The organism is Pseudomonas sp. GM17 (assembly GCF_000282175.2).
GTDB lineage: Bacteria > Pseudomonadota > Gammaproteobacteria > Pseudomonadales > Pseudomonadaceae > Aquipseudomonas > Aquipseudomonas chlororaphis.
Map to the genome: position 1 here is coordinate 534,123 of NZ_CP124732.1, position 23,040 is coordinate 557,162.

Sequence of the window (23,040 nt, forward strand, 5' to 3'; positions counted from 1 at the left end):
TACACGGAACCCGCAAAACTCCATCATGGACCCTTCCCCTGGTTTTACCCTCGCGTCTCTTTTCGCCGACTTCGGCATGATTCTTTTTGCACTGCTCCTGGTTCTGCTCAACGGCTTTTTCGTAGCCGCCGAGTTCGCCATGGTCAAACTGCGCTCGACCCGGGTCGAGGCCATCGCCCACAAGAACGGCTGGCGCGGGCAGATCCTGCGCACCGTACACAGCCAATTGGATGCCTACCTTTCCGCGTGCCAGCTGGGGATCACCCTGGCCTCCCTCGGCCTGGGCTGGGTCGGTGAGCCGGCCTTCGCGCATTTGCTGGCGCCGCTGCTCAGCGCCGTGGGCGTGGATTCGGCGGAAGTGGTCAAGGGCGTGTCGTTCTTTACCGCCTTCTTCATCATTTCCTACCTGCACATCGTGGTCGGCGAACTGGCGCCCAAGTCCTGGGCCATCCGCAAGCCCGAGCTGCTGTCGCTGTGGACGGCGGTGCCGCTGTACCTGTTCTACTGGCTGATGTACCCGGCGATCTACCTGCTCAACGCCAGCGCCAATACCATCCTGCGCATCGCCGGCCAGGGCGAGCCCGGCCCGCATCACGAGCACCACTACAGCCGCGAAGAACTGAAGCTGATCCTGCACTCCAGCCGGGGCCAGGACCCCAGCGACCAGGGCATGCGCGTACTGGCCTCGGCCGTGGAAATGGGCGAGCTGGAAGTGGTGGACTGGGCCAACTCCCGGGAAGACCTGATCAGCGTGGAATTCAACGCGCCGCTGAAGCAGATCCTCGCCCTGTTCCGCCGCCACAAGTTCAGCCGCTACCCGGTCTACGACAGCGAGCGCAACGAGTTCGTCGGCCTGCTGCACATCAAGGACCTGCTGCTGGAACTGGCGGCGTTGGACCACATCCCCGAATCGTTCAACCTGGCCGAGCTGACCCGCCCGCTGGAGCGCGTTTCCCGCCATATGCCGCTGTCGCAGCTGCTGGAACAGTTCCGCAAAGGCGGTTCGCACTTCGCCCTGGTGGAAGAAGCCGACGGCAAGATCATCGGCTACCTGACCATGGAAGACGTGCTGGAAGTGCTGGTCGGCGATATCCAGGACGAACACCGCAAGGCCGAGCGCGGCATCCTCGCCTACCAGCCCGGCAAGTTGCTGGTGCGCGGCGATACCCCGCTGTTCAAGGTGGAGCGCCTGCTGGGCATCGACCTGGACCATATCGAGGCCGAAACCCTTGCCGGCCTGGTCTACGAGACCCTGAAACGGGTACCGGAAGAAGAAGAGGTCATGGAGGTCGAAGGCCTGCGCATCATCATCAAGAAGATGAAAGGCCCGAAAATCGTCCTGGCCAAGGTGTTGATGCTCGATTGAGCACGGTCTGACACCTCATCGCGAGCAAGCTCACTCCTACAAATGAACCGCGTTCATCTGTAGGAGCAGCCGGTCGAGGCTCGATTGCTCGCGATCCCCTCCCCCGATTATCACCTGTTCCGCCGATCACCCTGTAGCCGCTGCCGAAGGCTGCGATCACCTGGGCGGCACTCCGACGAAGCGGGCGCAGGATCTTGAGATCGCTGAAGGCCTTCGGCCTTATCGCAGCCTTCGGCAGCGGCTACATGACTACTTTTTGCCCAGCGCGAAGTTCGGCAGGCTGCCGATGGGCTGGTTGAACTGATAGGGAATCGACACCAGCCCCAGCCCCGTATTGCGCTGCACCACGAAGTGCAGGTGCGGGCCGCTGCTGTTGCCGGTGTTGCCCGACAACGCCAGCGGGCTGCCCACCACGACCCGCTGGCCTTCACGCACGCTTACCGAGCCGCGCTTGAGGTGCAGGTACACCCCCATGGTGCCGTCGTTGTGCAACACCCGCACGAAATTGCCGGAAGGGTCGGTGCCGCGCCCGCTCTGGCGGTTCTCGGTCTTCACCACCACCCCGCCACGCGCCGCGATGATCGGCGTGCCCTCGGGCATGGCGATGTCCATGGCATAGCGGCTCTTGGGGCCGAAATGGCTGTACCGGCCGTTGGCGCCCTGGGTCAGGCGAAAGGGGCCGCCACGCCAGGGCAGCGGGTAACGATAGGCTTGGGCGGCGCCTGCAGGGTCGCCCAGGGAGTAACGAAACTGCGGGACATAGATCAGCGGCTTGCCCGCCTGCATGGCCGTGAGCTGTGCCAGGCGCTGTCGGCTGCGGGCCGGCAGTACCCGGCGAATCGGCTGCCTGGGGGCACTGCGGATGTTCTTCAGGCCGGTAAACCCCAGCTCGATCTCCACCGGCGCATACAGGTCGTTACGCACAAAGACGCTGTCCACGCCCCAGCTCTTCTCGACGTCCAGACGCACCTGGCGTTCCAGGTGCTCGACCATGCGATCGCGAAACACGAACACCTGGGCGCCCGGCGACGGACGGTCGCTGTAGGACACCACGCCGTTGGCGTCGGTGGACTTGTAGATGGTCATGGCCATGGCCGAGGTGGCAGCCAGCAACAGACCGCAGGAAAACAGCAGGTGCATGAACATGGGCAAGATTCTGAGGAAAGCCTGAAGTCAGGCTAGCAGCCCGACGTGGACTTTGTATGAATCAACCCTGCACCAGAGGTTCCATTGCCGACGGACTGAAACTGATATCGACCCCCAGGTGCGCGGCGTCGGAGAGGTTGACCAGCGCATCCAGGGAAAACTTGTTGATCTTGCCGCTGAGCACGTCGTTGAGCCGCGGCTGGGTGATATTGAGCCGCCTGGCGGCCTCCTTCTGCGAAACACCCCAGGCTTTGATGGTCTTGCCCAGCTCCAGCATGAGCTTGGAGCGCAGGCGCATATTGGCGGCTTCCTGAGGCGAACCTTCGAGCGCGTCCCAGACACTGGCGAAACGCTCGGTATGCATGTGATCGGTCATGGCGTGCACTTATCTCCTGAAGTCTGGCCCGAGCCAGCTCGATGTCCCGCGCTTCGGTCTTGCGGGTGGTCTTGCGCATGGCGTGCAGCACATAAATGGCCGCGGGCCGGTTGGCCACGTAAAACACCCGAAACGCTCCTGAATCCTCACTGATCCTGATCTCGAACACCCCCGGCCCCACGGTTTTCATCGACCGACAGTCATAGGGCGGCTCGCCCTGCTGCAACAGATCCAGCTGAAAACCCGCGGCCCTTCGCGCATCCAGCGGAAAAGCCCGGAGGTCCCGGAGCGCGCTCCCGACAAACACCACATCCTTGTGCCTAGACATCGAACCTCTCCCGTTACTGACCCCAGAGAGGTTAAACAACCCGACCGCCACAGCGCGCGACCGGGTTGTTTCAAAGCGTGGCCAGGCATAAGAAAAGCCAAAAGCACAGACCACAACCTATATCAGTACAGATATAAATCAACCTGAAAAACCGAGAATCGGACACACGGCATCAAACCACTGCCCTTTCCCCCAACGCCTTGCTCTGCGCAGCCTGCAACACATCACAACCATCATCCAGCAACAGATGCAGCGCCTGAGTGACACGCCCCAGATCACCCTCGTCAGCATGCAAAAGCGTGGTACAGGAAAGTGTTTGCAGCAGGTTTCGCGCCACATTCAAACGCGGACTGATGCTGGAGTGGGACAGCACTCCGACGAAACGGGCGCTGAGGTTTGAGATCGTTGAAGGCCTTCGGCCTTATCGCAGCCTGTGGCAGCGGCTACAGGGGTCGGGCCAGCGGTCTGCAGCGTCAGAGCGGACGCTATCGCGGGCAAGCCTCGCTCCTACGCAAGCGTGGCTACCCGCGAAACAGGGGGCAGGAACCCGTCAGGCGCCGGGGACGAAGTGCTTCTGCGCCGTGCCGCGGGCGATCAGGCGGGAGATGTAGTCGAGCTTCTGCGCATCCTGGTCGACGAAGCGGAAGGTCAGTTGCAACCACTCGCTGTCCGGCTTCGGCTCATAGGCCACCACCGCATGCAGGTAGCCGTTCAGGCGCGCCACTTCGGCATTGTCGCCCTGCTCCAGGTCCAGCACGGCGCTGTCGAGCACCTGCGGCAGCGTATCGGTGCGCTTCACCACCAACAGCGCCTCCTTGATGCTCAGCGCCTTGATCACGCATTGCTGAGTACCGTTGGGCAGGCGCAACTGCCCCTGGCCACGACCACCAGCAGACGCAGCGGCGGCAGGAGCCGGCGCCTTCACCGGAGGACTGTTGAGCAACCCACGAGACGGGGCTGCAGCGGGAGCAGGAGCGGACACCACGGCAGGTTTGGCAAACGGATTGACCGCCGCAGCCGCCGGCGCGGCGCCGATGACTTCGGCCTTGCCGCCGGTCAGGGCACTCAGGGAGTCATTGCCGAACGCCGAGTTCATCTTGGTCGGCGCGCTGTTCATCAGGGTGTCGAGCTTGCCGACCTTGTTCAGCGCCTGCTTGACCTTGGTCAGCAGTTGCTCGTTGGTGAACGGCTTGCTGACGTAGCCGGAGACGCCGGCCTGGATCGCCTGCACCACGTTCTCCTTGTCGCCGCGACTGGTGACCATGATGAACGGCATGGCCTTCATCGCCTCCTGGCCGCGGCACCAGGTCAGCAGCTCCAGGCCGGACATTTCCGGCATTTCCCAGTCGCACAGGACCAGGTCGAAGGCTTCACGGGCCAGCAGGGCCTGGGCTTTACGACCGTTGATGGCGTCCTCGATATTGATGCCAGGGAAGTAGTTGCGCAGACATTTCTTCACCAGGTCACGAATGAACGAAGCGTCATCCACCACCAACACACTTACCTTACTCATCGACCACCCCTTTAAAAATCCCGGCTAGCATAACGCTTTACTGATGGCACTTTGCCAAAACTCTTCAGTCACGCCGGGACTTTTCGTTCGCGGGCGCTGCTTTTCAAGTTAAATCCCCATAAACGAAAACGCCCGGCCAAAGGGCCGGGCGCTTCTCTCGGGCAACCTTACTTATCGTCAGCTTCACCCGGAACATTAGCGCTTTCGGCACTGGTGCCTTCAACTTCTTCCTTCATCCGCTTCAGGCCCAGATGGCGCACATCGGTGCCGCGCACCAGGTAAATCACCAGCTCCGAGATGTTGCGCGCGTGGTCGCCGATCCGCTCCAGGGAGCGCAGGACCCAGATGATGCTCAGAACGCGCGAGATCGAGCGCGGATCTTCCATCATGTAGGTGGCCAGCTCGCGCAGCGCGGTCTTGTACTCGCGGTCGATGATCTTGTCGTACTGGGCCACCGACAGCGCCAGGTCGGCGTCGAAGCGGGCAAAAGCATCCAGCGCATCGCGGACCATGTTGCGCACCTGGTCGCCGATATGCCGCACTTCCACATAGCCGCGCGGGGCTTCGCCTTCTTCGCACAGCTGGATGGCGCGACGGGCGATCTTGGTCGATTCGTCGCCGATGCGCTCCAGGTCGATCACCGACTTGGAAATGCTGATGATCAGGCGCAAGTCGGAAGCCGCCGGCTGGCGACGGGCGAGAATGCGCAGGCATTCTTCGTCGATGTTGCGTTCCATCTGGTTGATCTGGTCGTCGATCTCGCGCACCTGCTGGGCGAGCCCCGAGTCGGCTTCGATCAGCGCGGTGACGGCGTCGTTGACTTGTTTCTCGACCAGCCCGCCCATCGCCAGGAGGTGGCTGCGCACCTCCTCGAGCTCGGCGTTGAACTGCTGGGAGATGTGATGCGTGAGGCCTTCTTTACTAATCATGGTTGGCGTCCTTGGAGCGTCCGGTAAGGTGCGGTGGACCGCAGCGTCAGTTCAGTGAGCAACAACAGCTTCCTAGCCGTAACGACCGGTGATGTAGTCTTCGGTCTGCTTCTTCGCCGGATTGGTGAACAGCGTGTCGGTGTCGCCGAATTCCACCAGTTTGCCCATGTACATGAACGCCGTGTAGTCGGAGACACGCGCGGCCTGTTGCATGTTGTGGGTCACGATCACAATGGTGAACTTCGATTTCAGTTCGTAGATCAGTTCTTCGACCTTCAAGGTGGAGATCGGATCGAGCGCCGAGCACGGTTCGTCGAGCAGCAGCACTTCCGGTTCCACGGCGATGGTGCGGGCGATCACCAGACGCTGCTGCTGACCACCGGACAGGCCGAGTGCCGATTCATGCAGGCGATCCTTGACCTCGTCCCACAGCGCCGCGCCTTTGAGGGCCCACTCGACGGCTTCGTCGAGGATGCGCTTCTTGTTGATGCCCTGGATGCGCAGGCCGTAGACCACGTTCTCGTAGATGGTTTTCGGGAACGGGTTGGGCTTCTGGAACACCATGCCCACGCGGCGGCGCAGCTCGGCCACGTCTTCGCCCTTGCGGTAGATGTTGTTGCCGTAGAGGTTGATCTCGCCTTCCACGCGGCAGCCGTCCACCAGGTCGTTCATCCGGTTGAAGGTACGCAGCAGGGTCGACTTGCCGCAGCCGGACGGGCCGATGAAGGCGGTCACGCGCTGCTTCGGAATGTTCATGCTGACGTCGAACAGCGCCTGCTTCTCACCGTAGAACAGGCTCAGGCCCGGGACTTCGATGGCCACGGTTTCCTGGTCCAGGTTCAGGCTCTGCTTGTCGCGGCCCAGGGCCGACATGTTGATGCCATGGGTATGTGCTTCTTGCTGCATGGGTCACTCCCTACGCTAACAAATTCGTTTCAATGAGCCGCTGGCCTCACAAAATGGGCCAGCGGTGTTGCCGTTCTGTAGGAGCGGTATTAACTATCCAGCGCCTTGTATTTCTCGCGCAGGTGGTTACGAATCCACACTGCCGACAGGTTGAGCGTCGCGATCACCAGCACCAGCAGCAGCGCCGTGGCGTACACCAGCGGCCGCGCGGCCTCGACGTTGGGGCTCTGGAAGCCGACGTCATAGATATGGAAGCCCAGGTGCATGATCTTCTGGTCCAGGTGCAGGTACGGGTAGTTGCCGTCCACCGGCAGCGACGGCGCCAGTTTCACCACACCCACCAGCATCAGCGGCGCCACTTCACCGGCGGCGCGGGCCACCGCGAGGATCATGCCGGTCATCATCGCCGGGCTGGCCATTGGCAGCACGATCTTCCACAGGGTTTCCGCCTTGGTCGCGCCCAGGGCCAGGGAACCTTCACGCACGGTGCGGGGAATCCGCGCCAGGCCTTCCTCGGTGGCCACGATCACCACCGGCACCGCCAGCAGCGCCAGGGTCAGGGAGGCCCAGAGCAGGCCCGGGGTACCGAAGGTCGGCGCCGGCAGCGCTTCGGGGAAGAACAAGCGATCGAGGGAACCGCCCAGCACATAGACGAAGAAGCCCAGGCCGAACACGCCGTAGACGATGGCCGGCACGCCCGCCAGGTTGTTCACCGCGATGCGGATCACCCGGGTCAGGGTGTTCTGCTTGGCGTATTCGCGCAGGTACACCGCCGCCAGCACGCCGAACGGGGTGACGATCATCGCCATGATCAGGGTCATCATCACGGTACCGAAGATCGCCGGGAAGATACCGCCCTCGGTGTTGGCTTCACGTGGGTCGTCGCTGAGGAATTCCCAGACCTTGCTGAAGTAGAAACCCAGCTTGGTAAAGGTGCCCATGGCGTTCGGCTGGTAGGCGTGCACCACCTTGCCCAGGCTGATCTCGATCTCTTTGCCGTTGGCGTCGCGGGCGGTGAGGCTGTCGCGGTTGAACTGCGCGTGCAGGTCGCTCAGGCGGGCCTCGACGTCCTGGTAACGGGCGTTCAGCTCGGCGCGTTCGCTTTCCATGTCGGCCTGGGCGGCGGCATCGAGCTTGCCGTCCAGTTCCAGCTTGCGACCGTGCAGGCGGATGCGCTCGAGGCCGGCGTTGATCGCGCCGATGTCGACTTTCTCCAGGGTCTTGAGCTGGGCCGCCAGCTTGTTCACTCGCTCGATCCGCGCCTGCAGTTCCGGCCAGGCCGCTTCGCCTTCGGCGATGACCTTGCCATCCTGCTTGACGTTGACCAGGTAGCCGTAGAAGTTGCCCCACTCGCGCCGCTCGATGGCCATCAGCTCCGGCGGCGTGGTCTGGTTGGTCAGCCAGTCGCCGACGATCCAGGTGAAGTCGTTGCCGTTCAGGTCACGGTTGCCGACCTTGATCAGCTCGCGGGTCATGAACTCGGGGCCTTCGTCCGGCACCGGCAGGCCAGCGCTCTTGAGGCGTGCCCGCGGCACTTCTTCTTTCTGCACCACTTCGCCGATGACCAGGTGGTTGGCCTGGCCCGGCACGTCGTAGTGGGCATGCACCAGGTCCGCCGGCCAGAAGTGGCCCAGACCGCGCACGGCGATCACCGCCAACAGGCCGATAGTCATGATGACCGCGATGGACACCGCGCCACCGCTGATCCAGACGCCCGGGGCGCCGCTCTTGAACCATCCATTCAGGGAGTTCTGTTTCACAGACTTCTACCTTTCTTAAAGCGACGAGTATTTCTTGCGCAGACGCTGACGGATCAGCTCGGCGAGGGTGTTCATGACGAAGGTGAACAGCAGCAGCACCAGCGCCGAGAGGAACAGCACGCGGTAGTGGCTGCCGCCGACTTCCGACTCCGGCATTTCCACCGCGACGTTGGCCGCCAGGGTGCGCAGGCCTTCGAACAGGTTCATTTCCATGACTGGGGTGTTGCCGGTGGCCATCAGCACGATCATGGTTTCGCCGACCGCGCGGCCCATGCCGATCATCAGCGCCGAGAAGATGCCCGGGCTGGCGGTGAGGATCACCACGCGGGTCATGGTCTGCCACGGCGTGGCGCCCAGGGCCAGGGAACCCAGGGTCAGGCCGCGCGGCACGCTGAATACGGCGTCTTCGGCGATCGAGTAGATGTTCGGGATCACCGCAAACCCCATGGCCAGGCCGACCACCAGGGCGTTGCGCTGGTCGTAGGTGATGCCCAGGTCATGGGAGATCCACATGCGCATGTCGCCGCCGAAGAACCAGTTCTCCATGAACGGACTCATGTACAGCGAGAACCAGCCCACCAGGATGATCACCGGGATCAGGATCGCGCTTTCCCAGCCATCCGGCACCTTGAGGCGCACCGACTCAGGCAGGCGGCTGAAGACGAAACCGGCCACCAGGATGCCGATCGGCAGCAGCATCAGCAGGCTGAAGATGCCCGGCAGATGGCCTTCGACGTAAGGCGCGAGGAACAGGCCGGCGAAGAAGCCGAGGATCACCGTCGGCATCGCTTCCATCAGCTCGATCACCGGCTTGACCTTGCGGCGCATGCCCGGAGCCATGAAGTAAGCGGTGTAGATCGCCGCGGCCACCGCCAGCGGGGCTGCCAGCAGCATCGCGTAGAACGCTGCCTTCAACGTACCGAAGGTCAGCGGCGAAAGGCTCAGCTTGGGTTCGAAGTCGGTGTTGGCCGCGGTCGATTGCCAGACGTATTTAGGCTCGTCGTAGTTCTCGTACCAGACCTTGCTCCACAGCGCGCTCCAGGACACTTCCGGGTGCGGGTTGTCGAGCACCAGCGGTTGCAGCTTGCCGCCGGCTTCGACGATCACCCGGTTGGCCCGTGGCGACAGGCCGAACAGGCCTTCGCCCTCGACCACCTGGTCCACCAGCAGGGTGCGGTGCGCGGTGCTGTGGAACACGCCGAGCTTGCCCGAGGCGTCCAGGGCGACGAAGCCCTTGCGGCGCTCTTCGGCGGTGATTTCGATAATCGGCGTGGTACCCATCTGGAAGGTACGGATCTGCTTCAGGCGCAGTTCGCCGTCCGGGTCGCGGGCCATGAACCACTGGGCCAGGCCGCCCTTGGAAGTACCGATGATCAGCGAGATACCGCCCACCAGCTGGGTGCTGGCCGTCACTTCGGCATTGGCATCCTCCAGCAGCTTGTAGCGACCGTTGAGACTCTTGTCGCGCAGGCTGAACACGTCGGCCTGGGCACGCCCGTTGATCACGTACAGCCACTGCTGGCGCGGGTCGATGTACATGGCCTTGACCGGTTCGGTCATCTGCGGCAGCTCGATGCGGTTCTGCTCGCTGGTGACCTCGCCGGTCATCATGTTTTCTTCGCGGGTCAGTTGCAGCACGTGCAGTTGCGCGCCGCTGGAACCGGCCACCACCAGCGCCGAATCGGTGGCGTTGAGGTTGACGTGCTCCAGGGCACCGCCCTGCTCATTCAGCACGATCGGGGTTTCGCCGTAGGGGTATTCGATGGCCGGCGAGATGGTTTTCTTGCCTTCCGGATAGCTGACCTTATAGGTGTGACGGAACACCAGCGCCTGGCCGTTGGACAGGCCAACCACCACCAGCGGGCTGCCCGGCTGATCCTTGCCGATAGCGGTGACGGTGGTGCCGGCCGGGATCGGCAGGTCGACGCGGCGCAGCTCGGCACCGTTGTCGATGTCGAAGAACAGCGCCTGGCCCTTGTCGGAAACCCGCATGCCGACCTGGTTCTGCTCTTCCAGGGAGAACATCAGCGGCTTGCCGGCGTCCTGCATCCAGGCTGGCGTCAGCGGGTCCTTGGCGGTCAGGTCGGCGCCCTGGAACAGGGGCAGCACGACATAGGCGAGGAAGAAGAAGATCAGGGTGATCGCGGCCAGCACGGCCAGACCGCCAACGAGGACGTACCAGCGGGTCAGGCGATCTTTCAGCGCGCGGATGCGGCGCTTGCGTTGCAGCTCAGGCGTATTGAAGTCAATGCGCTTGGGGGGAGAAGTCGGAGTCATGGTGGAGTTGGCCAGATCATTCATGCGCACACCCTAGCGATCCTGTATGACAGAAAGATGACAATGCAGTGACGCAACAAATCCGCCGCGGAGCAGAGCTGGCAGCGGATCGAAAATTGAGGGGTGTAGGAGCGAGCTTGCTCGCGATGGGAGCCGCCAGACACAGATGCTGCGTTGGCCTCGCCATCATGTCGCGAGCAAGCTCGCTCCTACAAGGTCCGGGACAGGCCCGGACCTAGGGTGTTACTTCTTTACGACTGCAGCGCCTTCCTGCAGGCCCAGGTCAGCCAGTGCCTTGGCGGCGACTTTGGCTGGCAGTGGGATGTAGCCGTCTTTCACTACCACTTCCTGGCCCTGTTTCGACAGAACCAGTTTCACGAACTCGGCTTCCAGCGGGGCCAGAGGCTTGTTCGGGGCCTTGTTGATGTACACGTACAGGAAGCGGGACAGCGGGTACTTGCCGTTCAGGGCGTTTTCTTCGGTGTCTTCGATGAAGTCGCTGCTGCCTTTCTTGGCCAGGGCCACGGTCTTCACGCTAGCGGTCTTGTAACCGATGCCCGAGTAGCCGATGCCGTTCAGCGAGGAGCTGATGGACTGGACCACCGAAGCCGAACCAGGCTGTTCGTTGACGTTAGGCTTGTAGTCGCCTTTGCACAGGGCTTCTTCCTTGAAGTAGCCGTAGGTGCCGGATACCGAGTTACGACCGAACAGCTGGACCGGCTTGTTGGCCAGGTCGCCGGTCACGCCCAGGTCGCCCCAGGTCTTGACGTCGGCCTTGGCGCCGCACAGGCGGGTCGACGAGAAGATCGCATCAACCTGTTCCATGGTCAGGTGCTGGATCGGGTTGTCCTTGTGCACGAACACCGCCAGGGCGTCCACGGCAACCGGGATGGCGGTTGGCTTGTAGCCGTACTTCTGCTCGAAGGCAGCCAGTTCGGTGTCCTTCATCTTGCGGCTCATCGGGCCCAGGTTGGAGGTGCCTTCGGTCAGCGCAGGTGGCGCGGTGGCGGAGCCAGCGGCCTGAATCTGGATGTTTACGTTCGGGTATTCTTTTTTGTAGTGCTCGGCCCACAGGGTCATGAGGTTGGCCAGGGTATCGGAACCGACGCTGGACAGGTTGCCCGACACACCAGTGGTCTTGGTGTAGCTCGGGATAGCAGGGTCAACAGCGGCAACCGCGTGGGCAGTCGCAACGCCAGCAGCGACAAAAGTCATTGCCGCCATCAAACGCTTCAGTTTCATGCCTTACTCCTAGCAGATAGGGTGTGTTAAGTCGGGCCAAGTATCTGTAGGCCGTGTGAACACTCTATGGCTGAAATATGACAATTAGATGAAAGGCCAGCATTCGCGATGGAAGGCTGGCCTTTCTTTATAGAGCGTTTTGTAGCCGCTGCCGAAGGCTGCGATAGGGCCGCAGGCCCTTCTGCGCGTAGAAGACCGACGCGCCCCTTCGGGTCGATCGCAGCCTGCGGCAGCGGCTACAGGGGCGTGCGCAAGGCCGGGATCAGCGGCCCTTTTTCCACAGGTACAGGCCGACCAGGATCCCGATGCTGCAAATAATTGCAACATAATAGGCCGGGCCCATCGGGCTCTCCTTGAGCAGCGCGGTCACCACCATCGGCGTCAGGCCACCGAAGATCGCGTAGGCCAGGTTGTAGGAGAACGACAGGCCGCTGAAGCGCACCACCGCCGGGAAGGCCTTGACCATCACATACGGCACCGCGCCGATGGTGCCCACCAGCAGGCCGGTCAGCGCGTACAACGGGAACAGCCAGTCCGGGTGATCCAGCAGGCTGTGGTAGAAGGTCCAGGATGTCGCCAGCAGCAGCGCGCTGCCGAACACGAATACCCGGCCGGCGCCAAAACGGTCGGCCAGCGCGCCGGACGCCACGCAACCCAGGCTCAGGAACACGATCGCCAGGCTGTTGGCCTGCAACGCGGTGGTCGGGGTGAAGTGATAGACCGTCTGCAGCACGGTCGGAGTCATCAGGATCACCACGATGATCCCGGCGGACAGCAGCCAGGTCAGCAGCATCGAGAGAATGATCGCGCTGCGGTGGTCGCGCAGCACCGCGCGCAGCGGCACTTCCTCGGCCAGGGCCTTGCGCAGCTGCAGCTCGGCGAACACCGGGGTTTCGTGCAGCCAGCGGCGCAGGTACACCGAGAACAGACCGAACACGCCGCCGAGCAGGAACGGAATCCGCCAGGCGTAATCGGCGACTTCGCCCGGGGTATAGATGCTGTTGATCGCGGTGGCCACCAGCGACCCCAGGAGAATGCCGGCCGTCAGGCCCGAGGTCAGGGTGCCGCAGGCGTAGCCGATATGTCGCTGCGGCACATGCTCGGAAACGAACACCCAGGCGCCCGGCACTTCACCGCCGATGGCCGCGCCCTGGATCACCCGCATCAGCAGCAACAGGATCGGCGCCCACATGCCGATCTGCGCGTAGGTCGGCAGCAGGCCCATGATCAGGGTCGGCACCGCCATCATGAAAATGCTCAGGGTGAACATCTTCTTGCGCCCGAGCAGGTCACCGAAGTGCGCCATGACGATCCCGCCCAGGGGCCGGGCCAGATAGCCGGCGGCGAAGATGCCGAAGGTCTGCATCAGGCGCAGCCACTCGGGCATATCCGCCGGGAAGAACAGCTTGCCGACCACCGTGGCGAAGAACACGAAAATGATGAAGTCGTAGAACTCCAGCGCGCCGCCCAGGGCGGACAGCGACAGGGTCTTGTAGTCATTGCGGGTCAACGGACGAGCAGGTTGCGCGGGCTGCGCGACGCTCGAAGGCACAGTGGTCATGGCAAGGGCTTCTCTTATAGTCGGTTCTGGAAGCCGCAACAGCGCTGGTTGTGGCCTGGCAGGTTCGGCACGATAGCAAATTGTTCGAAAAAGCACATAGACGGGCACAATTGACAATCAAAATCAGAACCGGATGGTCGTCGCCGGGCCTGTCGACCGATATACTCGCAGGCATTGGAGCAACGCCGCCCCGGCAAGGGTTGCTGTGCGAAAACGCCGCTGGGCGCCCCAGGCGCCGACTGGGCCAGCCGGTTTCGCAGAGTTTCCCTTTAGTACGCCTTACGAAGAACGTGACGAACGTAGTATGTTCGGGCTGAATCGTTTTTCCTCAAGACGGCTATTCACCTGAAGTACCAATGAAGAGTCACGGGTCAGAGGCACCCCCGGCATGATAGAGCTCGAACAAGAAGATCCGATCCCGCAAGGCGACCTGGCCTTGCAAATCACCGCGCTTCCCCGCGAAACCAACGGCTTTGGCGATATTTTCGGCGGCTGGCTGGTGGCCCAGATGGACCTGGCGGGTACCGCCATGGCCAGTCGCGTGGCCGGCGGGCGTGTCGCCACGGTCGCCATCGACCGCATGGCATTCCTGGTGCCGGTCGCGGTCGGCGCGCAGCTTTCCTTTTATACCCAGACCCTGGAAATCGGTCGCAGCTCGATCCAGATGATGGTCGAGGTCTGGAGCGACGATCCGCTGTCCAGCGAATGGCGCAAGGTCACCGAGGCGGTGTTCGTGTTCGTTGCCATCGACGGCAGTGGCCGCACCCGCTCGGTTCCACCCAGGGCCCGTTAAATTCGGCGTGGGTTAAACCCGGCGGCTGTTACGTGGTCCATAGCAGCCCTGCTTTTGAACGAGAACAGCACCATGCCTACCCCTCACGTTGAAACGGTGAAACTGGATGAACTGAACTGCTGGCGCATCCGCCACGGTCAGGCCGAACTGCTGGTGGCCCAGCAAGGCGCGCACATCCTCAGCTATCAATTGGCCGGGCAACCGCCGCTGATCTGGCTCAACGACGAGGCCGTGTTCAAGACCGGCAAAAGCATCCGCGCCGGCGTTCCGGTGTGCTGGCCGTGGTTCGGCAACTTCGCGCGCAACCCGCAAAGCGTCCAGGCCATGCGCCAGGGCAGCGAGCCGGCCGGCGCCCATGGCCTGGTCCGCGCCACCGACTGGGAACTGCTGGGCATCCAGGCCGAAGGCGAAAGCCTGCTGGTGGAACTGCAACTGCCGATCCCCGAAGGCGGGCTGCCAGGCTGGCCGCACCAGGTCGAGCTGAAGCTGAGCATCCGCCTCGATGAGCAACTGCACATCAACCTCACCAGCCACAACCTGGGCGACGACACGGTCACCATTAGCCAGGCGCTGCACAGCTACTTCGCGGTCAGCGATGTGCGCAAGGTGCATGTCGAAGGGTTGGACGGCCTGAAGTACATCGAGACCCTGGATGACTGGAAGACTGCACAGCAGTCCGGCGACCTGCATTTCACCGGCGAAACCGACCGTATCTACCTCGACCCTCCGCCACAGCTGAGCATCGTCGACCCGGCCTGGGAGCGGCGCATCCATCTGACCAGCAACGGCTCGCGCTCGGCGGTGATCTGGAACCCGTGGATCGCTCGCGCCGAGCAGTTCAGCGACATGGCCGACGATGGCTGGCAACGCATGCTGTGCATCGAGACCGCCAACGTGATGGATGACGTGGTGACCCTGGCGCCGGGCGCCAGTCATACCCTGGGCGTGAGCGTTACCAGCGTAGCGCTGTAACGCCGTCCTACAGATCCGACTCCTGCACCACCCGCACTTTCTGCGCATCCAGCGCATAGGCCGCGTCGGCCAGGTCGTTGCTGACCGCCTCGACCTTCAGGTGGCCGGTGACCCACAGCGGCGTGTAGATATCGTCCAGCTTCACGCCCTTGGGGAAACGCACCAGCACCAGTTGATTGGGCGGCGGTGGCGGCACATGGATACAGGCGCCCGGGTAAGGCACGAGGAAAAACAGCGTGCTGCGCCCCTTGGCATCGGACTCCAGCGGCACCGGATAACCGCCGATGCGGATGTCCTTGCCGTTCATGGCCGGCACGGTCTTGGTCGAATACATCACCGCCGGCAACCCCTTGCTCTGCTTCAGGCCGCCCTTTTCGGTAAAGGTGCCATTGGCTTCGGGGGAGTTGTGATCGATTTCCGGCATTTGCTCGAGGGCTTTCTGGTCCGACTTGGGCATCAGTTCGAGCCAGTCGGTTTCCGGCAGTTCGCCGGCATGGGCCAGGCCCGGGCCCAGCAGAACAAGAGTCAACAGAAGACGGCGCATGGAGGAGCTCGGCAAGAAAGGGACAAGACAACGCCGGGCATTCTAGCCCTCTCTACCTGCGCAGCAGAGAGGGCTTTGTCGCTAAATCAGTTCTTTTTGACCAGGCCGTAGATCACCAGCAGCACGACCGCGCCAACCAGCGCGCCGATGAAGCCCGCGCCCTGGCCCGCCTGGTAGATGCCCAGGGCCTGGCCGCCGTAGGTGGCTGCCAGCGAACCGCCGATACCGAGCAGGATGGTCATGATCCAGCCCATGCTGTCATCGCCCGGTTTCAGGAAGCGAGCCAGCAGGCCAACGATCAAGCCGATAAAGATGGTTCCAATAATTCCCATGGCATTTCCCTCTGTATGAGTTAGGTATGCCAAAGCCTAGTTAGCGCATTGGCATCCTGCCATCAGAGAACGGCGGCCCCGATTGGTTCCACCACAGCCTCAGGAAGTTATTCGGCGATCAGCGCTTCGACCTTGAGGATCTGCGCCTCGAGGGTTGCCTTGTCCTTGCAGCGCAGGTTTGCGTGACCGACCTTGCGCCCGACCTTGAAGGCCTTGCCGTAGTGATGCAGGTGGCAATCGTCGATGGCGATGACTTTCTCCACCGCCGGCACTTCGCCGATGAAGTTGATCATCGCGCTCTCGCCGACCTTGGCGGTCGAACCCAGCGGCAGGCCGGCGACAGCCCGCAGGTGGTTCTCGAACTGGCTGCACTCGGCGCCTTCGGTGGTCCAGTGCCCGGAGTTGTGCACCCGTGGCGCGATCTCGTTGGCCTTGAGGCCACCGTCGACTTCAAAGAACTCGAACGCCATCACGCCGACGTAGTCCAGCTGCTTGAGCACGCGGCTGGAATAGTCTTCGGCCAGGGCCTGCAGCGGGTGATCGCTGCTGGCCACGGACAGCTTGAGGATGCCGCTGTGGTGAGTGTTGTGCACCAGCGGGTAGAAGCGGGTTTCGCCATCGCGGGCGCGCACAGCGATCAGCGAGACTTCGCCGGTGAACGGCACGAAGCCCTCCAGCAGGCACCCCACGCTGCCCAGCTCGGCGAAAGTGCCGACCACGTCTTCAGGGCTGCGCAGGACTTTCTGGCCCTTGCCGTCGTAACCCAGGGTGCGGGTTTTCAGCACGGCCGGCAGGCCGATGCTGGCCACGGCGGCCTCCAGGTCGGCTTGCGACTGGATGTCGGCGAACGCCGGGGTCGGAATCCCCAGGTCCTTGAACATGCTCTTCTCGAACCAGCGATCTCGGGCGATGCGCAGGGCTTCGGCGCTCGGGTAGACCGGGACGAACTGCGACAGGAAGGCCACGGTTTCCGCCGGCACGCTTTCGAACTCGAAGGTCACCAGGTCCACTTCGTCAGCCAGCTGGCGCAGGTGATCCTGATCGCCGTAATCGGCTCGCAGGTGTTCGCCCAGGGCAGCGGCACAGGCGTCCGGAGCCGGGTCGAGGAAAGCGAAGTTCATCCCCAGCGGAGTGCCCGCCAGAGCCAACATGCGACCCAGTTGGCCGCCACCGATTACACCGATCTTCATCGTCAAAAACCTCAGGCGATGCGTGGGTCTGGATTGTCCAGGACGCTGTCTGTCTGCTCAGCGCGGAATTTTTTCAGCACAGTATGAAATTGCGGATGCTTGGCGCCAAGGATGCTCGCCGACAGCAGCGCGGCGTTGATCGCGCCGGCCTTGCCGATGGCCAGGGTGGCGACCGGAATGCCCGCGGGCATCTGCACGATGGAGAGCAGCGAGTCGACGCCCGAGAGCATCGACGACTGCACCGGAACGCCCAGCACCGGCAGGTGGGTCTTGGCCGCGCACATGCCTGGCAGGTGGGCCGCGCCACCGGCACCGGCGATGATCACCTCGATGCCACGCGCTTCGGCATCGGTGGCGTACTGGAACAGCAGGTCCGGGGTGCGGTGGGCAGAGACCACTTTCACCTCGTAAGGGATGCCGAGCTTTTCCAGCATATCGGCGGTGTGGCTAAGGGTGGACCAATCGGACTTGGAGCCCATGATCACGCCAACCAATGCACTCATCGTCGTGCCTCTTCTCTCTGGGCGCCCGCGGGCGCGTCAAAAACAACAAGCCACGCGGAGTGCGTGGCTTGAATGTGCGAATTATGGCCGGACGAACCGGCCGAAGGCCGCGCAGTATACCGAAAAAGGTGCATTAAACGCACTTTTGCCGACCATCTGTCATACACCATGTTTCAGGCGCAAAGCGGCGGTTTTATTGACTTTTGGGTCAGTCAGCATGGGCCAGGATCGTTGCCAGATTCCTGTAGCCGCTGCCACAGGCTGCGATCGACGGCGAAGCCGGCGCAAAGGGGGTATTCCCACTCCTTCAGACAGACCGCGTCGCCAGGTTTTGCGGCCCCTGCGACGGAGTGCCGCCCAGAGCGAGCGCAGCCTTCGGCAGCGGCTACAGGTCAGGTGTTGCCTGTGCCCTGCGCCGCGCCACCTTCGAGCTTGCGCCATAGCAGCCGGACGTTGGCCTTGCGCACCAGGGCGCAGCGGTACAGGCGGATCTCCAGCGGCACATGCCATTGCGCGCCGCCACAGACCACCAGTTCGCCGCGGGCCAGTTCGGCGCGCACGCTCAGGTGCGGCACCCAGGCAATCCCCAGGCCTTCCAGGGCCATGCTCTTGAGGCTGTCGGCCATGGCGGTTTCATAGACCGTGGTGAAGCGCAGGTTGCGCTGGCGCAGCAGCTGGTTCACCGAACGCCCGAGAAACGCCCCGGCGCTGTACGCCAGCAGCGGCACGCTGGCCTCGCCTTCCAGGTCGAACAGCGGCTTGCCGGCGGCATCCGCCGCGCACACTGGCAGCATCTCGGTCTGGCCCAGGTGCAGTGAAGGAAAGATTTCCGGGTCCATCTGCATGGCCGAGTCCGGGTCATAGAAGGCCAGCATCAGGTCGCAGCCGCCTTCGCGCAGGGCATGCACGGCCTCGCCGACGTTGGTCGCCACCAGCCGCGTGGCGATGTTCAGGCCTTCGTTACGCAACTGGGCGATCCAGCGCGGGAAGAAACCCAGGGCCAGGGAGTGCGCCGCGGCGACCTGCATCACTTCGCCCTGCCCGCCTTCGAGGTGATGCAAGTGCCGCAGCACTTCGCCCAGTTGCTCGACCACCGTGCGCGCGGTCACCAGGAACAGCTGCCCCGCCGCCGTCAGTTCGATCGGCGTGCGCGAGCGGTTGACCAGGGTCAGCCCCAGCGCCGCTTCCAGGCTGCGGATCCGTCGGCTGAAAGCCGGCTGGGTCACGAAGCGCCGTTCGGCGGCCTGCGAGAAGCTGCGGGTGGCGGCCAGGGCACTGAAGTCCTCGAGCCATTTGCTTTCCAGATTCATCACGTCCTCCCGGGGAACGCACCATTTTAGGTCACACGCTTGCCGCGCAAGCGGCGTCACACGGGCATTATGCCGTTTATGCATAGGCCAGTGTTTAACAGCATTGGCCCAAATTTTCCCGCAGGCCTAGGATTCGCAGCGTTCCGGCACAGACCGGGTCCATATCGAGATGATTTCTATCATGTCCTCCGCTGCATCTTTCCGCACAGAAAAAGACCTGCTTGGCGTACTCGAAGTACCTGCTCAAGCGTATTACGGCATCCAGACCCTGCGAGCGGTGAACAACTTCCGCCTCTCCGGCGTTCCGATTTCGCACTACCCAAAACTGGTCGTGGCCCTGGCAATGGTCAAGCAGGCAGCTGCTGACGCCAACCGCGAGCTGGGTCACCTGAGCGAAGCCAAGCACGCTGCCATCAGCGAAGCCTGTGCCCGTCTGATCCGCGGCGACTTCCACGAAGAATTCGTGGTGGACATGATTCAAGGCGGCGCTGGCACTTCGACCAACATGAATGCCAACGAAGTCATCGCCAACATCGCGCTGGAGGCCATGGGCCACAGCAAGGGCGAATACCAGTACCTGCACCCGAACAACGACGTGAACATGGCGCAGTCGACCAACGACGCCTACCCGACCGCGATCCGCCTGGGTCTGCTGCTGGGCCACGACGCGCTGCTGGCCAGCCTCGACAGCCTGATCCAGTCGTTCGCCGCCAAGGGTGAAGAATTCAGCCACGTCCTGAAGATGGGCCGTACCCAGCTGCAAGACGCCGTGCCGATGACCCTGGGCCAGGAGTTCCGCGCCTTCGCCACCACCCTGAGCGAAGACCTGGCCCGCCTGAAGACCCTGGCGCCGGAAGTGCTGACCGAAGTGAACCTGGGCGGTACCGCCATCGGTACCGGCATCAACGCCGACCCGCGTTACCAGGCCCTGGCCGTCCAGCGCCTGGCCACCATCAGCGGCCAGCCGCTGGTACCGGCCGCCGACCTGATCGAAGCCACCTCCGACATGGGCGCCTTCGTGCTGTTCTCCGGCATGCTCAAGCGCACCGCGGTCAAGCTGTCGAAGATCTGCAACGACCTGCGCCTGCTGTCCAGCGGCCCGCGTACCGGGATCAACGAGATCAACCTGCCAGCGCGTCAGCCAGGCAGCTCGATCATGCCCGGCAAGGTCAACCCGGTGATCCCGGAAGCGGTCAACCAGGTGGCGTTCCAGATCATCGGCAACGACCTGGCCCTGACCATCGCGGCCGAAGGCGGCCAGCTGCAACTGAACGTGATGGAGCCGCTGATCGCGTTCAAGATCTTCGACTCGATCCGCCTGCTGCAACGCGCCATGGACATGCTGCGCGAGCACTGCATCACCGGCATCACCGCCAACGAGCAGCGCTGCCGCGAACTGGTCGAACACTCGATCGGCCTGGTCACCGCGCTGAACCCGTACATCGGCTATGAAAACGCCACCCGTATCGCCCGCATCGCCCTGGAAAGCGGCCGCGGCGTACTGGAACTGGTGCGCGAAGAAGGCTTGCTCGACGACGCCATGCTCGCCGACATCCTGCGCCCGGAAAACATGATTGCCCCGCGTCTGGTCCCGCTCAAAGCCTGACCAACGCCCGCCCTGGCCACAGGGCACCGCTCACCAGGTCGAGGGACTAGACACCTCTCACCTTTTGAGGGCTTGGAGATTCTTCTCCAAGCCCTTTTTTTTGCCTGCTCCTTTACCTGCCCTTGAAACCGCCGCGCCCGCTTCGCGGTCGATCGCAGCCTGCGGCAGCGGCTACAGATCCAGGCCTTCGCGATACTTCGCCCGGGCTTTGGCCAGGCACAACCGGCCATCAGGGTAGATAATCGACCTCCCGCCGCGACCGGCAACGAATACCAAGGCATCCCGTCGATGGACCCGACGCACATCCAGGCCCTTCAACAACTGCGCAACCTGATCCCCATCGGCCTGCGCCACGCCCAAACCCTACTGGCCCGCTGCGCGGGCAATCCCCTGCAAGCCGCCGAGCTCTACAAGTCCGAGCTGTTGCAGTTACTGGTGGACAAGTCCGGCCTGCCTCCCGAGCAAGCCCGCGAACACCTGCACAACGCCGGCTACGACCTGAACCGTGCCCTGCACGCTATAGAAGAAGCACGCTTCACCCTGACCCAACGCATCCTGCGCAAACATCACCGAGACAAGGGCCGGGCCCTGGACCTGATCGCCCAGGCCATCGAAACCGAGGAGCAACTGCCGCGCCAGTACTGGCTGGCCTTCGCGCCACTGGAACAACTGGCACCGGCGCCGCGCTGCTTCATGGTGCTCCACGAGTGGCTGGCCTTTGAGGACTGGGAAGGCTTTGACAGTGCCCTGCACTTTCACCTGCCCCAGGTCATCGCCCAATTCAGGCACCTGCAACTGGACGCCCTGGCGGACACCCTGGAACAGGCCGATCAGCGACAGAAACACCTGAGGGCGAGCCATGCCGGGAGCGACAGCCCCAGCGCGTTGGCCGCGCGGATCAATCAGGACCCGCTCTTCAACAGCCACCGGGACGCCTACAACCGCTACCGAGCGCTGCTCGACGAGCGCCTGTTCGAGTGGGTGGAACAGCATATACGGCAGTTTCCAGCCTGAGCGGCGAATGGCCGGGGCGTTACCTGACATAAGGGCCTGGCCTGCCGCATCGCCAAACACAGTGACTTCATGCCGCCCCAGGAGTATCGACAAGGACTGCAACCGTTCTTGAGCACATGCCCGGTAACCCCCGAGCCGGCCTGATCCCGCTTGCAGATACTTTCCTTGAGGACCACAAACGCCTCCAAGGCCTCTTTCTTCCCCTGATAAAGCGACAACTTTTACTTGCTCTGTTTCATATACAAAACAAGTAAGCGATTTATCCCGCTTTTTGCGTTACCCGAACAAGCACCGACTTCTTGCAACTTCCCAGGCTTTGCCCGGGCAGTGTGCAATTTCGTGCCAAATAAGAAACTATGTTTCATATATGGAACGTTTCATTTTCAACCAAATAACTACAACTCATTAATAAACAAGGACTTTTAAACTAAAACACCGCGTTATAAAGCACTGGCATTGTTCATGCACTAAACGGCGTATCACCTATAAAACAGACCAGAGTACCTTCCCAATGGCTGTGAAAGAGATGTACGCCGTCGCCCCTCAATGGAATAAGCCCGCTCCCAAGGAAGATCTGGAGCCGACTGAAATTGAATTTCGCAATGTCGGCAAATGTTTCCCGGCCAAGGGCCAATCCGCAGCGCCATTCGCTATTCGCGAGGTGAACTTCAAGATTCGCCGGGGTGAAGTGGTATCGATCATCGGCCCTTCCGGTTGTGGCAAGAGCACCATCCTCAATATGGGTTCCGGCCTGTATCGCCCCAGCGAAGGCGAAGTATTCGTCAGCGGCGAGCCGGTCACCGGCCCGGTACGCCAGGTCGCCTTCATGTTGCAGAAAGACCTGCTGATGCCCTGGCGCAGCATCCGCCGCAACGTCGAGCTGGGCCTGGAGATCCAGGGCGTGCCCGCCGCGACCCGGCAGACCGTGGCCAACGACCTGCTCGAACGTTGCCACCTCAAGGGCTTCGCCGATCACTACCCGTTCCAGCTGTCCGGCGGCATGCGCCAGCGCGCGGCCCTGGCCCGGACCCTGGCCATCGACCCGCAGGTGCTGTTCCTCGACGAGCCGTTTTCCGCCCTCGACGCCCAGACCAAGATGATCCTGCAACAGGACATGGCGCGGATGCTCTACGACGAAAAGAAGACCGCCCTGTTCATCACCCACGACCTGATCGAAGGCATCGCCATGTCCGACCGGTTGCTGGTCATGAGCGCCCGCCCCGGCACCATCATCGAAGAAATCAGCATCGACCTGCCGTTTCGCGACAACCCGCTGGAGCGCCGCAAGCTGCCGGAAATCGGCCCGCTGGTGGGCCGCCTGATGGAGTTGCTGCAAGTCGGCGCGGACACCGAACTGCACTGATCACCGCCC

Annotated in this window: 20 protein-coding genes and 1 pseudogene; 6 read left to right on the forward strand and 15 right to left on the reverse strand. The window is 62.7% G+C overall.

Features of this window, described 5'->3' with window-relative positions; genetic code table 11:
* Window positions 1-25 precede the first annotated feature (25 nt).
* Window positions 26-1,366 (forward strand): hemolysin family protein, encoded by a 1,341-nt coding sequence (locus PMI20_RS02460; RefSeq protein ID WP_007930300.1) that lies wholly within the window; start codon window positions 26-28, stop codon window positions 1,364-1,366.
* 249 nt (window positions 1,367-1,615) lie between these two features.
* Here PMI20_RS02460 and PMI20_RS02465 read toward each other — a convergent pair whose 3' ends face one another.
* The 10 genes and pseudogenes from PMI20_RS02465 to PMI20_RS02510 form a co-directional block, all read right to left on the reverse strand.
* Window positions 1,616-2,512, reverse strand: a complete 897-nt coding sequence (locus tag PMI20_RS02465; protein ID WP_007928535.1) for a peptidoglycan DD-metalloendopeptidase family protein — start codon at window positions 2,510-2,512, stop codon at window positions 1,616-1,618.
* Between the two features lie 61 nt (window positions 2,513-2,573).
* A complete protein-coding gene (locus tag PMI20_RS02470) occupies window positions 2,574-2,888 on the reverse strand; it encodes a helix-turn-helix domain-containing protein (RefSeq protein ID WP_037004383.1) in 315 nt (104 codons plus the stop codon).
* 7 nt (window positions 2,889-2,895) lie between these two features.
* Window positions 2,896-3,216 (reverse strand): annotated as a pseudogene (locus tag PMI20_RS02475) (type II toxin-antitoxin system RelE/ParE family toxin); the annotation flags it as partial.
* A gap of 550 nt (window positions 3,217-3,766) precedes the next feature.
* Window positions 3,767-4,729 (reverse strand): response regulator, encoded by a 963-nt coding sequence (locus tag PMI20_RS02480; protein WP_007928530.1) that lies wholly within the window; start codon window positions 4,727-4,729, stop codon window positions 3,767-3,769.
* 167 nt (window positions 4,730-4,896) lie between these two features.
* A complete protein-coding gene (phoU, locus tag PMI20_RS02485; RefSeq protein ID WP_007928528.1) occupies window positions 4,897-5,658 on the reverse strand; it encodes a phosphate signaling complex protein PhoU in 762 nt (253 codons plus the stop codon).
* A gap of 72 nt (window positions 5,659-5,730) precedes the next feature.
* Entirely contained in the window at window positions 5,731-6,564 is an 834-nt protein-coding gene (gene pstB / locus PMI20_RS02490; protein WP_007928526.1) for a phosphate ABC transporter ATP-binding protein PstB, read from the reverse strand.
* A gap of 89 nt (window positions 6,565-6,653) precedes the next feature.
* Window positions 6,654-8,324 carry a phosphate ABC transporter permease PstA gene (gene pstA / locus PMI20_RS02495; RefSeq protein WP_007928524.1) on the reverse strand — a complete coding sequence of 557 codons (1,671 nt, stop codon included), beginning with the start codon at window positions 8,322-8,324 and terminating at the stop codon, window positions 6,654-6,656.
* A 15-nt stretch (window positions 8,325-8,339) separates the two neighbouring features.
* A complete protein-coding gene (locus PMI20_RS02500; protein ID WP_177323805.1) occupies window positions 8,340-10,373 on the reverse strand; it encodes an ABC transporter permease subunit in 2,034 nt (677 codons plus the stop codon).
* Window positions 10,374-10,844: 471 nt separating this feature from the next.
* Entirely contained in the window at window positions 10,845-11,843 is a 999-nt protein-coding gene (locus PMI20_RS02505; RefSeq protein ID WP_007928520.1) for a phosphate ABC transporter substrate-binding protein PstS family protein, read from the reverse strand.
* A gap of 262 nt (window positions 11,844-12,105) precedes the next feature.
* Window positions 12,106-13,404, reverse strand: coding sequence for an MFS transporter (locus PMI20_RS02510; RefSeq protein ID WP_007928518.1), 1,299 nt, complete (start codon window positions 13,402-13,404; stop codon window positions 12,106-12,108).
* Window positions 13,405-13,792: 388 nt separating this feature from the next.
* On the opposite strand from PMI20_RS02510, the gene PMI20_RS02515 reads away from it, so the two are divergent.
* Together PMI20_RS02515 and PMI20_RS02520 are read left to right on the forward strand one after the other, a co-directional pair.
* On the forward strand, window positions 13,793-14,197 hold the full coding sequence (locus tag PMI20_RS02515; protein WP_003229628.1) for an acyl-CoA thioesterase: 405 nt from the start codon (window positions 13,793-13,795) through the stop codon (window positions 14,195-14,197).
* A 72-nt stretch (window positions 14,198-14,269) separates the two neighbouring features.
* Window positions 14,270-15,169: a D-hexose-6-phosphate mutarotase gene (locus tag PMI20_RS02520; RefSeq protein WP_007928517.1), complete on the forward strand. Its 900-nt coding sequence runs from the start codon at window positions 14,270-14,272 to the stop codon at window positions 15,167-15,169.
* 7 nt (window positions 15,170-15,176) lie between these two features.
* On the opposite strand, the gene PMI20_RS02525 is transcribed toward PMI20_RS02520, so the two are convergent.
* The 5 genes from PMI20_RS02525 to PMI20_RS02545 form a co-directional block, all read right to left on the reverse strand.
* Window positions 15,177-15,713, reverse strand: a complete 537-nt coding sequence (locus PMI20_RS02525) for a DUF3299 domain-containing protein (RefSeq protein WP_007928516.1) — start codon at window positions 15,711-15,713, stop codon at window positions 15,177-15,179.
* An 86-nt stretch (window positions 15,714-15,799) separates the two neighbouring features.
* Window positions 15,800-16,045, reverse strand: coding sequence for a GlsB/YeaQ/YmgE family stress response membrane protein (locus tag PMI20_RS02530; RefSeq protein WP_007928514.1), 246 nt, complete (start codon window positions 16,043-16,045; stop codon window positions 15,800-15,802).
* Between the two features lie 107 nt (window positions 16,046-16,152).
* Window positions 16,153-17,235, reverse strand: a complete 1,083-nt coding sequence (locus PMI20_RS02535; protein ID WP_007928513.1) for a 5-(carboxyamino)imidazole ribonucleotide synthase — start codon at window positions 17,233-17,235, stop codon at window positions 16,153-16,155.
* An 11-nt stretch (window positions 17,236-17,246) separates the two neighbouring features.
* The gene (gene purE / locus PMI20_RS02540; protein ID WP_007928512.1) at window positions 17,247-17,738 is read right to left on the reverse strand and encodes a 5-(carboxyamino)imidazole ribonucleotide mutase; all 492 of its coding nucleotides are present in this window, start codon (window positions 17,736-17,738) and stop codon (window positions 17,247-17,249) included.
* Window positions 17,739-18,130: 392 nt separating this feature from the next.
* A complete protein-coding gene (locus PMI20_RS02545) occupies window positions 18,131-19,048 on the reverse strand; it encodes a LysR substrate-binding domain-containing protein (protein ID WP_007928511.1) in 918 nt (305 codons plus the stop codon).
* Window positions 19,049-19,229: 181 nt separating this feature from the next.
* Here PMI20_RS02545 and aspA point away from each other — a divergent pair, with 181 nt between their 5' ends.
* The 3 genes from aspA to PMI20_RS02560 all read left to right on the forward strand — a co-directional run bounded on the left by aspA (window position 19,230) and on the right by PMI20_RS02560 (window position 23,031).
* Window positions 19,230-20,654 carry an aspartate ammonia-lyase gene (gene aspA / locus PMI20_RS02550; RefSeq protein ID WP_007928510.1) on the forward strand — a complete coding sequence of 475 codons (1,425 nt, stop codon included), beginning with the start codon at window positions 19,230-19,232 and terminating at the stop codon, window positions 20,652-20,654.
* 288 nt (window positions 20,655-20,942) lie between these two features.
* On the forward strand, window positions 20,943-21,668 hold the full coding sequence (locus PMI20_RS02555) for a hypothetical protein (protein WP_007928509.1): 726 nt from the start codon (window positions 20,943-20,945) through the stop codon (window positions 21,666-21,668).
* Between the two features lie 526 nt (window positions 21,669-22,194).
* Window positions 22,195-23,031 (forward strand): ABC transporter ATP-binding protein, encoded by an 837-nt coding sequence (locus PMI20_RS02560; protein ID WP_052034491.1) that lies wholly within the window; start codon window positions 22,195-22,197, stop codon window positions 23,029-23,031.
* Window positions 23,032-23,040: the final 9 nt, after the last annotated feature.

Bases quoted from the DNA above. Each gene is read 5' to 3' on its own strand.
- PMI20_RS02465 (WP_007928535.1), bottom strand. From the start codon at position 2,512: ATGTTCATGCACCTGCTGTTTTCCTGCGGTCTGTTGCTGGCTGCCACC.
- purE (WP_007928512.1), bottom strand. From the start codon at position 17,738: ATGAGTGCATTGGTTGGCGTGATCATGGGCTCCAAGTCCGATTGGTCC.
- phoU (WP_007928528.1), bottom strand. From the start codon at position 5,658: ATGATTAGTAAAGAAGGCCTCACGCATCACATCTCCCAGCAGTTCAAC.
- PMI20_RS02525 (WP_007928516.1), bottom strand. From the start codon at position 15,713: ATGCGCCGTCTTCTGTTGACTCTTGTTCTGCTGGGCCCGGGCCTGGCC.
- PMI20_RS02500 (WP_177323805.1), bottom strand. From the start codon at position 10,373: ATGCAGGACGCCGGCAAGCCGCTGATGTTCTCCCTGGAAGAGCAGAAC.
- PMI20_RS02470 (WP_037004383.1), bottom strand. From the start codon at position 2,888: ATGACCGATCACATGCATACCGAGCGTTTCGCCAGTGTCTGGGACGCG.
- aspA (WP_007928510.1), top strand. From the start codon at position 19,230: ATGTCCTCCGCTGCATCTTTCCGCACAGAAAAAGACCTGCTTGGCGTA.
- PMI20_RS02530 (WP_007928514.1), bottom strand. From the start codon at position 16,045: ATGGGAATTATTGGAACCATCTTTATCGGCTTGATCGTTGGCCTGCTG.
- PMI20_RS02545 (WP_007928511.1), bottom strand. From the start codon at position 19,048: ATGAATCTGGAAAGCAAATGGCTCGAGGACTTCAGTGCCCTGGCCGCC.
- PMI20_RS02460 (WP_007930300.1), top strand. From the start codon at position 26: ATGGACCCTTCCCCTGGTTTTACCCTCGCGTCTCTTTTCGCCGACTTC.
- PMI20_RS02555 (WP_007928509.1), top strand. From the start codon at position 20,943: ATGGACCCGACGCACATCCAGGCCCTTCAACAACTGCGCAACCTGATC.
- pstB (WP_007928526.1), bottom strand. From the start codon at position 6,564: ATGCAGCAAGAAGCACATACCCATGGCATCAACATGTCGGCCCTGGGC.
- PMI20_RS02560 (WP_052034491.1), top strand. From the start codon at position 22,195: ATGTACGCCGTCGCCCCTCAATGGAATAAGCCCGCTCCCAAGGAAGAT.
- PMI20_RS02505 (WP_007928520.1), bottom strand. From the start codon at position 11,843: ATGAAACTGAAGCGTTTGATGGCGGCAATGACTTTTGTCGCTGCTGGC.
- PMI20_RS02515 (WP_003229628.1), top strand. From the start codon at position 13,793: ATGATAGAGCTCGAACAAGAAGATCCGATCCCGCAAGGCGACCTGGCC.
- PMI20_RS02520 (WP_007928517.1), top strand. From the start codon at position 14,270: ATGCCTACCCCTCACGTTGAAACGGTGAAACTGGATGAACTGAACTGC.
- PMI20_RS02480 (WP_007928530.1), bottom strand. From the start codon at position 4,729: ATGAGTAAGGTAAGTGTGTTGGTGGTGGATGACGCTTCGTTCATTCGT.
- PMI20_RS02535 (WP_007928513.1), bottom strand. From the start codon at position 17,235: ATGAAGATCGGTGTAATCGGTGGCGGCCAACTGGGTCGCATGTTGGCT.
- PMI20_RS02510 (WP_007928518.1), bottom strand. From the start codon at position 13,404: ATGACCACTGTGCCTTCGAGCGTCGCGCAGCCCGCGCAACCTGCTCGT.